This window comes from Methylobacterium sp. WL18, from assembly GCF_008040015.1.
Classification (GTDB): domain Bacteria; phylum Pseudomonadota; class Alphaproteobacteria; order Rhizobiales; family Beijerinckiaceae; genus Methylobacterium; species Methylobacterium mesophilicum.
The window spans coordinates 26,045-37,967 of the sequence record NZ_VRVD01000010.1; the positions used below are offsets into that span (position 1 = coordinate 26,045).

Here is an 11,923-nt window from a genome sequence, read left to right on the forward strand (position 1 = left end):
ATGCTCAATGGTTTCTTCCACATTTGCGATTTCATCAATTCTAGTCCTATCACTTCCGCTGCGCTGGAACACTAATGACGCTCGAAGGAATCGGTTTCGACTGAACGACAACTTGTACCACATCTCCAGGGCCTACTTCTGTCATTAAATTGGCAGAAATTTGTTCTTGGGTAGATGCTCGAATTACAACATAACTAATCGAACGAACGTCCTCTGAAGACGTTTCAGCCTCAATATACTTTTCAGCTTCCCTAGTTAAATTCATGGAAGTAGTAAACTTTTGACGATTTTCTTCCAAGCGTGATCTTACCTCTGTCGCTTCCGACAGGGCGTCAGTTTTGAATTTGGTGGTGAGAGTAACGATATCGCGTTCAGCTTGTGACATGTCTTGCTGTGCCTTTAGCGTCGCAAGCTCTATATCGAGTTTGTTGCTTTCCAGAGCAGCGACGTTTTGCTCGGCCGACAATTGACGCTGCGCAATGACCATTCCTTTCGCGGCCAAATCATTAACAGTTGAGAGATCTTTCTTCATGAGCGAGAGTTGTCGAGCAATATTTACGGATTTTTCCGATATAGAAGATAGTTGCGACGCTAGAATCTTTTTTGCTTGATTTATCGTTGTAAGTTGAGCTTCCAGTGCCTCTTTTTGTCCGGCAAAAAGCGATCTTTCTTGTTGCATTGCCAGTTGTATTATGGAGGAAGAAACGTTCTGGCTAAGTTCCGGTGGAAACGTGATTTGTACTTGCCCGCCGACAACAGCATTTAATCGCGCTTGTCGCGCCAACAGCGTCATGTGCTCCACTTCAAGTAGACGAGTTTCCCCAATGTTCGTAATCACATCTCGTTCGGTTCGGCCCAAATCTCTTGGACGCAACATGCCTTCCGCGATACTTATTGCCTGTATAACTGTAAGCGAAGGAACATACTCGTATTTGCCTGGCCGTTGCACAGATCCAGTTATATAAAACGGTCGATACTTTACGACCTGAGCGGAGGCGGACGGCGTAGTAGATAGCCCAATTTTATTTTTTAGCTGCGTGCCGATCGCTGTCGCAAGTTCGCTTGTTGTAAGAGCGGACGCTGTTATATCACCTAATAAGGGCAGCGAAAGATGGTCGTCAGCTCCAACAATAAATTCCCCATTCAGTGCTGCCCATTGATATGGGTCACCGTTGCGAACGTCCCACACTTTTATCGAGATATGATCTCCTGGACCAAGTGTATACCGCCCTTGAGCGCACGCATTTGATGTAGGTGCTCCGATAATTAGAATTGAAAAAAATATAATTTTGACGTATGATTGACGTGATTTAAAAATGGACATAGAGTCGAACATCCCTTGCATATCATTATCTTTCATCTAGAGCTAACCGGCGACATATGCAACTGGACCAAAATGGCGCCTCTTTAAGTCTTCATTTTCGCATACCTTACTGCCAGAAACTTATCGAAGCCTGCGATTTCTGCTCTAGGTTGCGCGGTGTTTTCACTCTTCACCTCTGTTTGCTCGAAAATCAGTTCTGTCATGCATATATCATTATTTAAAATTTATTATTATTTACAAAATTTAGATTTCTGCCGAATCGTAACTAGATTATTTTTCGATCTAAAAAACTGTTAGCAATCAGTTGTTGGCCCTTTGTGGGTCGCCTAAGCCTAATTTGCTGCAACATTAACGGGCACAATTCAGTCGTGACTAGCGCAGGATTTTCGATACGTGCGTGATCCGTTGGTTGCATCAGCGTAGTCCAAAATCGCACGCAGCTCGCAACGCCGTTGAGGATGTATTATAGCCTATCGCGGGGCAGGAATTCAACTCTTGTTATTGCTCAGCGGGACCTCACTTATCAGACTTAGAGTTGTCATGGTTTCGAAATGAGTTGACCAGTTTATCTGACAGAAGGCAAATTATGCGCCTCGTGAGCCTATCTGCAACAATTTTGCTGTGTTGACATTGCTTTATCCGCTCAAATAAAATTTAAATCCGTAGTTAAGCGACAAATGCACGCCGGGGCGGGCGGATTAAATTGTTAATATAATGTTCTTCATAGAGAAATTTTTGGTCTACACAGCAGTTACAATGACTTTGCATTTATTTATATTTTTGTACTTGTGTTATTACCATAGCTATTTATCGACAAGAATCAGTTCGGGCATGAATGGCAGCTCGACGGGCCCGAATGTTGGAAATCTTCTTCCAGATTAGCTTTGTGAAGGCCCTCAAATCGGGGGGGATGCCTCAGAGCAGGGTGGATGCCAGGGTAAATCACGAAAAAGGCTGTGCTCACGTCGCTCAGGTTTCATGTCGACGAGTCAAGTTAGGTTTGCGGACTAGTAGCTCGAGCAGCGCTTAGTCGTTTAGATCTGAGACCGTTCCGTTGGATTAGCTGTTCCGAAGGACTTTTCTGATTGGACCGGAACTGATGCGTATTAAAGTTAATCTGACCACCGGTGGATCTGCGTTTTATTACGCACGGGGTGTGTTCAGCGACAGTTTCGTTTGTGAGGGTTCGCCTTTTGCTGGGACGGGGTTTACCCCTTGCGCGAGGTAGATTTGGCTTACCTCACCGGATGAAGCGGTCCGATCTTGGGTATAAAATCATACCCGATTTATCAGAACCTCTGAGCCCAGGCGTTCCGTCCGACGGAGGCGATGCGGCAGGGTCGGTCGATGAAGGTGTTCCAGGCGTGGCAGCCGTGGTGGAGGTTGTTAGCGTACGATTTGAAGACGCGGTTGCCGAGCCAGTTGTCGCGCATGAACTGCCAGATGTTCTCCACAGGGTTCAGTTCGGGGGAGTGAACCGGCAGATGCAAAGCGCGCAGCCTCTCCCGCTGCTCGACGTTCAAGCGCAGGCAATCCCCAGGCGCCTTGCCGCCGATCAGCCCCGTCCGGAGCGTGCGCGTTGAACGCCACAACCCAGTCCCGCACCGTCCGAAGCCCAACCCTGCCGAGAGCGGCAGCGGCCGAGCGCGAGCCGCCCGCATAGATCGCTGACAAAGTCAGCATGTGCCGTGTTTGAGCGGGATCACGCGCGCAACTGGTCAAAGTGCGCAGACCGTCAGCGTCAAAATCCGACCGCGGCGGCACCGAAGCGGTCATGCCATCCTACTCGGGCTCCAAACCCAAAGACAGCATTATCCGTCAGCCGCCGATGCTACACCGTAATACCAATCGGCGTTGATCATAACCGGTAGGCCCACGAGCGCAGGCCCAGGGACATAATCTTCCAGGGCTGGTCAATGAGGCGGTTCCAGGCGTCGCAACAGCTGTCGACGATGTCGTCGTAGGAGGCGAAAATTCGGTCGCCGAGGCAGTTGTTGCGCATGAACTGCCAGACGTTCTCGACCGGGTTGAGTTCGGACGCGCAGGGCGGCGGCGTCAGCAGGGTGATGTTGTCCGGCACGACGACGTCGTGAGCGCCGTGCCAGCCTGCTCCGTCGTGCATCAGCACGGCATGAGCGCGGGGCGCGACGGAGCGGCTGATCTCGGCCAGATGCAGGTTCATCGCCTCGCTGTCGCAGCAGGGTAGGACGAGACCGGCGCCCTTGCCCTTCTCCGGGCAGATCGCTCCGTCCTTCGACAGGCTCAGGATGAGGGATGTAGGCGTAGGCCGTGCGCTGGTCCTTGGGAGCCGAGAGTCATGTCCCGCGGCGCGCCCATCGCCGCGGCAGGGTGTTCTTCTGGCCGACGCGCACCCTCATCCTGAGCCTGTCGAAGGAGTCCTGCCACCATACCTCGATGGCCATTCCGACTGGCAGCCCCGCGCGGATTGCCTTCACGGCGGCAGGCCGGTTTTTTTGAAGGCCGTCAGGGCGGCTGGATCCTGCTCGTCGTGGCGTGGGCGCACCGACAGCTTGCGGAAGCCGAGGCGATTGACCAGCCGTCCGAACGTGATCTTGTCCAGGCTGACGCCAAAGCTCGCTTAGATCCAGGCGGCCAGATCCTTCAGCCGCCAACGCACCACGCCGTACCGGTACGGGTCCGGCCCGCTCTCGACAATCTGCATCAGTGCCCGGCGCTGTGCCGCGTAAAGTGCACAGACGTCAACGAACGCACCACATGCCGATTAACTAACATGCTGCTAGCGCATCGAAAATCGAATTGCTTTGTGCACGTTTCGTTGGTGTCAGAGCACTAGCTTCGGCTTCTGGCCCGGCGCCTTGCCGTTGATCAGCCCCGCCGGACAATCCGCGTTGAAAGCCAGCACCCAATCGCGCACCGTCTGCAGGCCCACCACCCCGATCCGCGCCGCTTCCGTGCGGCTGCCGCCGTCATAGATCTCAGCCAACGCCAGAAGACGACGGCTCTGGCCCGCATCCCGGCTCACTTTGGCTCGCAGCCGCAGATCATCGGCCGTGAAGTCCTCGCACAGCGGCAACGCAGCTGACATGGCAAACCCTCCGGTTCACCGCATAGAATCAAATCCAGCCCCGCAAAAAAACACCGTGAGTCAGCGTCCCCGTCGATTAGTATAAATCCGGTTAACGAAAGTTGGTATAAGCCGCGAGAAGCTGAGCGAGCTGGTGCTGCGACTGCGGCGTCCGGACAAGATCACACGAACGTCATCGAACCCGCCGTCCACCAATCGCAAGGAGCGTTGGGAGCAATCAAAGCCTGGCCGCGCTTAGCCCGGTCAGAAGGGCCACAGGCGCGTAATAAGTGCGGATCCCGACGCAGTTGTCGAATATCGTCCCAATTTCTGCTCATGCTGCGGCGGCGCTCTGCCCGAATTTAGTCCCGCCGAGATCGTCAGCGTTTCAAGCTGATCGACCGTAAGCGCTGTGTAGGCGGCGCCTTCCAACAGACGGTACGAAGGCGACATACGGAGCGGATTGGGAGCTTCGTCACATGTCGATGTCAGGGCGTATGGCTATGTCGGAGCCGATCCGGCGCCTAGAGGTGTCCCCAGCAAGAGACACCCGATGCCCGATCTGCCCGCCCGCTTCGCCGGACCCGTCCTGTCGTTCACGCCGCTGTTCGTCCACCGCTCGTAGTGACATCTGCAGTTCCTTCTGATCGGCGCTATCCTCGCCTCCGGCCGTCGCAGGATAAACAACGTACTGCGCATCATGGGCTGCGCGAATGAGCGGCGGTTCGTGAACGTCCACCGCATCCTCAACCGCGCCGCATGTTGCCCTCGGTCCGGCAGCAGCATTCTGCTCGGACTGCTGACCGCCGCCTTCGCGCCGCAAGGCCCCGTAGTGCTAGGCCCCGACGATACGATCGAGCGCCGCGGCAAACGCATCGCGACCAAGGGCATCTATCGCGACCCGGTGCGCTCGTCCGACAGCCATTTCGTCAAGGCGAGCGGGCTGCGCTGGGTAAGCTTGATGCTGCCCGCGCCGATCCCCTGGGCGGGGCGCGTCTGGGCGCTGCTGCTTCTGACCGCCCTGGTGCCGTCCGTGCGCGCCTGTCACGGACGGGGCCGTTGGCACAGGCCGGCTTCTCAACGTCGGACGCCAGCTCGCTCTCGAGGCTCGACGCTGACTGCCGGGGCGCGACCTCGTGGTGGTTTGTGGCGGTGGCTTCTCGGCTCTGTTGTTCCTCAACGCGAAGCGCCGTAGCCGCTTGGTCTACGGTAGCGTCCGCGACGCCACTTGCACGGTTCGCTGAGGGATTAATGCGCAATCGAGAGGCGTTGATCGGGACGATCACGACGCCACGGCCGAAGCCATGACGCAGGACAGCTCAACCGGTTGAAGATGCTGAAGCGCACGATGTTCGGACGGACAGACTTCGCCCGTCTCCGTCATCGTGTCATGCCCGCCGCATGAGTCAATCTCATCCCACGAAGTGCGGATGAACCACTCTTCGCTACCCGTTGACATGCCGTCTTCGGATCGGCCATGTCCATGAGCTGACCCGGGATGATGTCTGGGATATGGAGTGCTATGCGTCGCGCCATCGAAACATCTGTCAGCTTCACTATAGCCACCCAACACAAAAATTTCTGACCGTCCCATATGTCCATCGTCGATATCAATGCACGAACGCGCAGGCGTGCTTTATCCACGGATGGACATCGGCATCGGATCGGCGCGCGGACGAACTCGGTGTCATTGCGAAAGCCATTCAACGCGCTTTGAAATGATTGCGGCACTCTCCATGTTCACTGCCCTCCAGCTAAGCAGAATGCCAAGGGTTGGCTTCCGCCTTCCGCCAATATAGAGTGAAGACGCCTTGAATTATAAATTCGACGTGGATAAAGTGAAAAACAAGCTTAAAATAAAAAAAGATTAACTATAAAATCAAGCACAAAACAGTTAATTACTTTAAAAATTCACCGGTCTAACGACACGCTTGCCAACTAACTGTCAGAATAGAGAAAATAGATGAGCTCAGAATTATTTGAATTCCTAGAATGGCTGCCGGACGCCGCACCCGACTTTCGCCAGCGATGTCAACGTCTGGCTGTAGGAGATGTCAAAACTGGCAACGAAGTCTACTCACTAGCCAATTCAAAACTCGACAACAACAAACTTCGGACTCTTGGTAACACGATTAGCAAGATCATCGCAGACGGTGTAGCGCTCCCTCCCCTCTCCACGTTCAAGCTTGGGATAATGGGCACCGGCACAACTGACCTGATTGTGCCGCCATTAATTGCTAGTGCTGCTCGCCACGGCGTCGCCCTTCAGGCAATAACCGGCAGATACGAAAGCGCACTCCAAGACGCGCTTGATCGCGAATCTGCCATAAACGTTTTCGGGCCAAACGCCGTCCTGGTGGCCCTCGACCATCGCAGCCTACCAATCGATACAGTACCTGGAGAGGCTGAGCTGGCAGAACGGATCGTCGAGGACTGCACGCAGGTTTATGTCACCATTTGTGACGCTGTACGTCAACACTGCGGAGCGTTCTGCATACTCCAGACGATTGCGATTCCACCAGAAGCCATCTTTGGCAGCCTCGACCGATCTGTGCCCGGAACACTGGAGTGGATCATAAATCGAATTAATGATAAAATCACCGATCTAGCCCACAGAGACGGCAATGTGCTTTTCGATGTAGCGCGGATTGCGTCAGTTGTTGGGACCGCCAACTGGTTCTCGCCAAAAGAATGGAATATTGCCAAGCTTGCATTCTCGTATAGCAGCATTCCATTCTATGCAGATCGCTTAGGAAGTCTTCTTGGCGCATTGCAAGGCAAGTCTCGCAAATGTATAATTCTTGATCTCGACAATACAATATGGGGAGGCGTCATAGGCGACGATGGAATAACGGGCATCAATATGCGGCAGGGTGATGCTACCGGCGAAGCCCATTTAGCGCTGCAGAAGGTCGCGCTTGAACTATACAAACGCGGCATCTTGTTGGCCGTGAGCTCAAAAAACACTGACGAGGTCGCTAGAGAGCCCTTTCGCGTCCATCCCGAGATGCTTCTACGAGAAAAGCATATCGTAGCCTTTCAAGCGAATTGGCGGGACAAAGCGTCTAACATTGTTGCCATTGCGGCGGAGCTCAACATCGGCCTAGATTCCCTAGTTTTTATTGATGACAATCCAGTTGAACGCGACCAAATCAGGCACTCCTTACCGCAAGTTCTCGTCCCAGAGTTGTCGGCGGAACCTTCAGAGTATGCCTGGCGAACTCTTGCAACCGGTGCGTTTGAAGCAATTACCTTCGCACAGGAGGACAAGAATCGCACGCAAGCCTATAGGACAAACGCCCAGCGATTGGCTTTAAAAAGCGAGGCGATTAATTTAGAAACATATCTCGAATCATTAGAAATGCAAATTTATTTCGACCAATTTGACGAAATCGGTCGAAGTCGTATTGCGCAGCTGATCAATAAGAGCAATCAATACAATCTGACAACACGACGTTACACAGAAAACGATATTGCTATAATTGGGAACGATCGGGGTGCGTTCACTCTGCAGGTTCGATTAAAAGATAAATTTGGAGACAATGGGATGATCAGTGTAGTTATCTGCCATCATGAAAAGCCGCTATCCTGGCGCATCGACACGTGGCTTATGAGCTGCCGGGTACTCGGACGCGGGGTAGAGAATGTCGTGCTATGGGAAATATTGCATCATGCAAGAAAGGCGGGGGTGAGCACACTAATTGGCGAATGGCGCCCAACAGGCCGCAACGCCTTAGTGCGGGATCATTATGAAAAGCTCGGCTTCACACTAAGCCGCGAGGAGGCGGACGGCAGCACTCACTGGACAATTTCGACTGACTATCAAGCACCGAAGCCGCGAATGAGCATATTCCGTTTCAGCTCCCTTTTGAAATTAGACTAGTCAGAAATTGCCTATTTTCTCGAATAGCCCTCGTACGGCCAGAAGAGACTTATAGCGTAGTATCCGACCTCAGTACAATTGCCAGTAAATTGTGGACCGATAAATGAACTTTGTATCTTTGGAGTTCATACTCTTTGTATTGGCAACTGTTATAATATGTCAAAATTGCCATTATGCCAAAATGAGACAACTTGCGTTGCTAGCAACATCAATCTATTTTATAAGCACGTACATGCTTGACAGTATATCAGCCGGGCTTTTGACTCTTTTTCTGGGAATCGGCTACATTTTTATCATGGGGGCGAGCACGTTCTCAAGTCAAACCTATATAACGACAGCTGTTTGCGCGATGGTTGTCATTTTTGTTTATCTCAAAAAGTTCTTCTTCCTAACTCTGATTGGGCTCCCATTTTTATACTCTACAGTCGGATTGTCCTATATCCTTTTCCGGATCATTGGGTTAATCGTCGACCTGTCAAATGGAGACATCGAGCGGCGGCCAGATTTTACGGCCTACATCGTCTACACCTGCGGCTTCACTACATTCCTGTCGGGCCCAGTACAATCTTGGCTATCGTTCCGGGATCAATACGAAAAGCAACCTGTTCCGATAACTGAGCCCGAAGTATTACAATCAGTTTCCCGTATCGCCACTGGGTATTTTAAATTGGCGGTCATAGGCGCAATTTGTGAGTATGTTTTTTCAAACTTGAGCGTCCAGCTTGGCGCGCCATCAGGCATCCAACCTAGGGTTACAATCTTGTTCCAATACATAATGAGTGTTGCTACTTATACGGGATATTTGTACTATAATTTTTCAGGATACATGGATATCGTGATTGGTATTGGTGGGCTGCTGCAATTTAAACTGCCCGAAAACTTCAACGAGCCATTTTCGTCAACGAGTTTCTTGGAATTTTGGCAGCGATGGCACATGACAATGTCGCAGTGGTTTAAAACCTATTTGTTCACGCCATTTATGATGATGATGATGAATCGTTTTCCGCAAAAGAGGTATTCGACCGCGATCGGGCTCGGTGCATTTTTCATCACCTTCCTGGTAATGGGGATTTGGCATGGATCAACGATGGTCTTTGTCATTTATGGCACCTTGATGGCTTTTGGCGCCTGTACAAATAAACTGTGGCAAACCATGATACCGAGATATCTGGGAAAAGTCGGTTATAAAAACCTTCAAAAGAAACCGGCCTATAATCAAATTTGTAGGGGCTTAACATTCGCTTTTTTTAGTTTGGCGCTGACGTGTTTGTGGATCTCTGATATTCCTAGGCTATTCAATCTGGCTGGGCTACTAGGCGTAACTGGGTTTGGCTTATCGCTTGGCGTACTTACGCTCTGCTTCGTTGTTTTTTCCTGCCTTTGGGATCTGAGGAGATTTCTAAATTTGAACTTACTGTCGGCATTGTACGCCAAAATCTATCCTTTCGCGACAATAACAAAGTGCGCAGCTACGGTCCTTCTTGTCTTATTTGTAGCTGCGGTCCTTAACAAATCCCCAGAATTTGTTTATAAAGCATTTTAAGATGATCGTCATAATCAGGATTCTGTCGCAAATACTTTTTGTAGTAGTGGCGATTTACGGTTCGCTGGCAGGAATTGCCGCTGCGGTTGCTCCACGAGGCTCGGAGGTAGAAACCGTGGACACAGGGGTCGCTGCATCTACGATATATGTAACCGCCACCAAATATCTCATGTTTATGCAATCCGCGCTTCGCAGCAAAGATCGTCGTGTAATTGTTCTTGGCGCCTCAAACGCCGACATCGAGCTTAGGCCCAATATCCTCCGCCAAACAATTCAATGTGCCGCAGTGGACAATTTATCTATCGGCAATGAAAATGTCACCGAACTTTACCAGACTGCGCTTATTGCTTACAGAAACAGACAGCATTATGGAGAACCGGCAGACGTATACGTTTTAGGAGTCTGGTTTGGCTTGTTCGGCGACAGTAAGTACCGTTGGAACGGAGCTGGGAGAGAAGAGAACCAAACTGATCTCGATGTTGAATTTCTTCGATATGGAAATTATAAAAAGGACGGTGAGTTCTATGTCAGTCGCCTCGGATCAAAATACGAACATATTGCAAATATTCTTGTCGGTCCGTACATTCTTTTTGAAAAAATCTCGCGAGAGGCGACCGCAAGTTTGAGAAAATGGTTTTTCGTCCGCCCTGATTCGAGAACGGATGAGGAGCGTGAGGCGTTTGTCATTTCTGATGCTGACAAGGCCGCAGCAGTGGCATACTGGCAGCAGCAAATTGGTTCTAGTGAGCATCTTGCACCGACCCAGTTCGAAATCCTCGTCAAAATAATTGAAATGCTCAGCCGTGGTAAGAATAAAGTAATTGTCGTTGATCTTCCAGTCCCAAGCTGGTGGAGTGTAGCGACTCCGTTTTATCGTGAGTATAAGGACCGATTAGCAGCCATAGAGAAGAAGTTTTCAGGCGCGACCGCTGTTAAATTTCTCTCGTTATCGCAATATGAGAAGTCTGAGTATTTTTCGGATGAGGTGCACGCAAAGCCGTACGTCGCGAGCCTTATCGGCGCCGATGTTGCGAAAGCTATCAATGCAGATGCATGCCACTCCACGACAAATCAACAAGTTTTAGAAGGAAAACGTTATGACCCCGAATGAAAAGCTTGAACAAGTTTTCCGCGATGTCTTCGACGATCAAACTCTTGAACTCAAGTCCAGCATGACCGCGGACGACATCGCAGAATGGGATAGTCTGAGCCACGTTCGACTGATGTTAGAAGTCGCTAAAATCTTTGGCGTTCGATTCTCAGCTTCGGAGGTCAGCAGTTTGTCTAACGTAGGTGAATTGCAGGCACTTATTTTGGCGAAGGGAGGGGTATAATGGCAGCAGATGAATCTAAATTTTTCGCGAGTGATCGAATCACAGATACAGATTTTGTGCTTTCGGGATTGAGTTTTCATCACTTCGCCGTGGCCACGGAGGATGTGCAGATCTCTTCTGCGTATTTGATTGCGCTCGGCTACGACCGGGCCTGCAACGCTTACGATCCCCTCCAGGGAGTAAATCTTGAGTTGTGGCATCATGATACGCTTCCGGATGTAGAACTGGTTTGGCCGTCGGAATCAAAGGGGCCACTATCTACCATTCTTAAAAAGAAAGGTGTGGGAATTTATCATTTATGTTATGAAGTCGATGACATCTCAGATGCGATCGATGCGTTTTATGAGAAAAATCTTAATGTCCTTCAGATAGTTGAGCCTCGTCCTGCTGTGCTCTTCGATGGCCGGCTTGTTGCGTTTTATGTGGTCGATGGATTCGGTTTGATTGAATTACTTTGTCGATCGCGGCTAAGCTCTTCAGATTAATGGTCGCAAGCAGAAAGTTCGTACGGTAGGGCGGCTGTAGCTATTCTTCACTCTCTATCTGCTTAGTTTTCTTTAGTTAACGCAGCTTCTGGCTCCAGGCTTTATTTATCTGCTTTCGATGAACTGGATCTTCGGGGTAATGTGAATTGATACAGAGTTTCGTGACGCGGCAGCGGCTAAACGTAAGCGGTGTCTGGGGCCGCTCTTTCGGTTGGCATGACGAGTTTGGATGCTGATGGCCATTGCCGGGGGGGCGTGGGGATCGGCTTGTGTCTGGACTTGAGCGTAGGTTTGAGCCGAGGCGGCTG

7 protein-coding genes and 4 pseudogenes are annotated in these 11,923 nt (G+C 51.0%); 7 read left to right on the forward strand and 4 right to left on the reverse strand.

From position 1 onward, the window contains the following. Nucleotides 1–49: 49 nt before the first annotated feature. The 4 genes and pseudogenes from FV228_RS02205 to FV228_RS02220 all read right to left on the reverse strand — a co-directional run. The gene (locus tag FV228_RS02205; protein WP_147853095.1) at nucleotides 50–1,360 is read right to left on the reverse strand and encodes a polysaccharide biosynthesis/export family protein; all 1,311 of its coding nucleotides are present in this window, start codon (nucleotides 1,358–1,360) and stop codon (nucleotides 50–52) included. Nucleotides 1,361–2,712: 1,352 nt separating this feature from the next. Then, nucleotides 2,713–2,814: pseudogene (locus FV228_RS33995) on the reverse strand (transposase); the annotation flags it as partial. Nucleotides 2,815–3,182: 368 nt separating this feature from the next. After that, a pseudogene (locus tag FV228_RS02215) lies at nucleotides 3,183–4,034 on the reverse strand (IS630 family transposase); the annotation flags it as partial. 102 nt (nucleotides 4,035–4,136) lie between these two features. After that, nucleotides 4,137–4,391 (reverse strand): annotated as a pseudogene (locus tag FV228_RS02220) (helix-turn-helix domain-containing protein); the annotation flags it as partial. An 85-nt stretch (nucleotides 4,392–4,476) separates the two neighbouring features. Here FV228_RS02220 and FV228_RS34000 point away from each other — a divergent pair. From FV228_RS34000 to FV228_RS02250, 7 genes and pseudogenes are all read left to right on the forward strand, one after another. Beyond that, nucleotides 4,477–4,761 (forward strand): annotated as a pseudogene (locus FV228_RS34000) (IS66 family transposase); the annotation flags it as partial. A gap of 300 nt (nucleotides 4,762–5,061) precedes the next feature. Further along, nucleotides 5,062–5,565, forward strand: a complete 504-nt coding sequence (locus FV228_RS02225) for a hypothetical protein (RefSeq protein ID WP_246693800.1) — start codon at nucleotides 5,062–5,064, stop codon at nucleotides 5,563–5,565. 768 nt (nucleotides 5,566–6,333) lie between these two features. Next, nucleotides 6,334–8,253 (forward strand): HAD-IIIC family phosphatase, encoded by a 1,920-nt coding sequence (locus FV228_RS02230; RefSeq protein ID WP_147853097.1) that lies wholly within the window; start codon nucleotides 6,334–6,336, stop codon nucleotides 8,251–8,253. 232 nt (nucleotides 8,254–8,485) lie between these two features. Then, a complete protein-coding gene (locus FV228_RS02235; RefSeq protein ID WP_187277598.1) occupies nucleotides 8,486–9,796 on the forward strand; it encodes an MBOAT family O-acyltransferase in 1,311 nt (436 codons plus the stop codon). Between the two features lies 1 nt (nucleotide 9,797). Next, nucleotides 9,798–10,907 carry a hypothetical protein gene (locus tag FV228_RS02240; RefSeq protein ID WP_147853099.1) on the forward strand — a complete coding sequence of 370 codons (1,110 nt, stop codon included), beginning with the start codon at nucleotides 9,798–9,800 and terminating at the stop codon, nucleotides 10,905–10,907. Continuing rightward, entirely contained in the window at nucleotides 10,894–11,130 is a 237-nt protein-coding gene (locus FV228_RS02245) for an acyl carrier protein (RefSeq protein WP_147853100.1), read from the forward strand. The genes FV228_RS02240 and FV228_RS02245 overlap by 14 nt, the downstream gene beginning before the upstream one ends. Continuing rightward, nucleotides 11,130–11,615 carry a VOC family protein gene (locus FV228_RS02250; protein WP_147853101.1) on the forward strand — a complete coding sequence of 162 codons (486 nt, stop codon included), beginning with the start codon at nucleotides 11,130–11,132 and terminating at the stop codon, nucleotides 11,613–11,615. Before FV228_RS02245 ends, FV228_RS02250 begins: the two co-directional genes overlap by 1 nt. The last annotated feature ends 308 nt before the right edge of the window (nucleotides 11,616–11,923 follow it).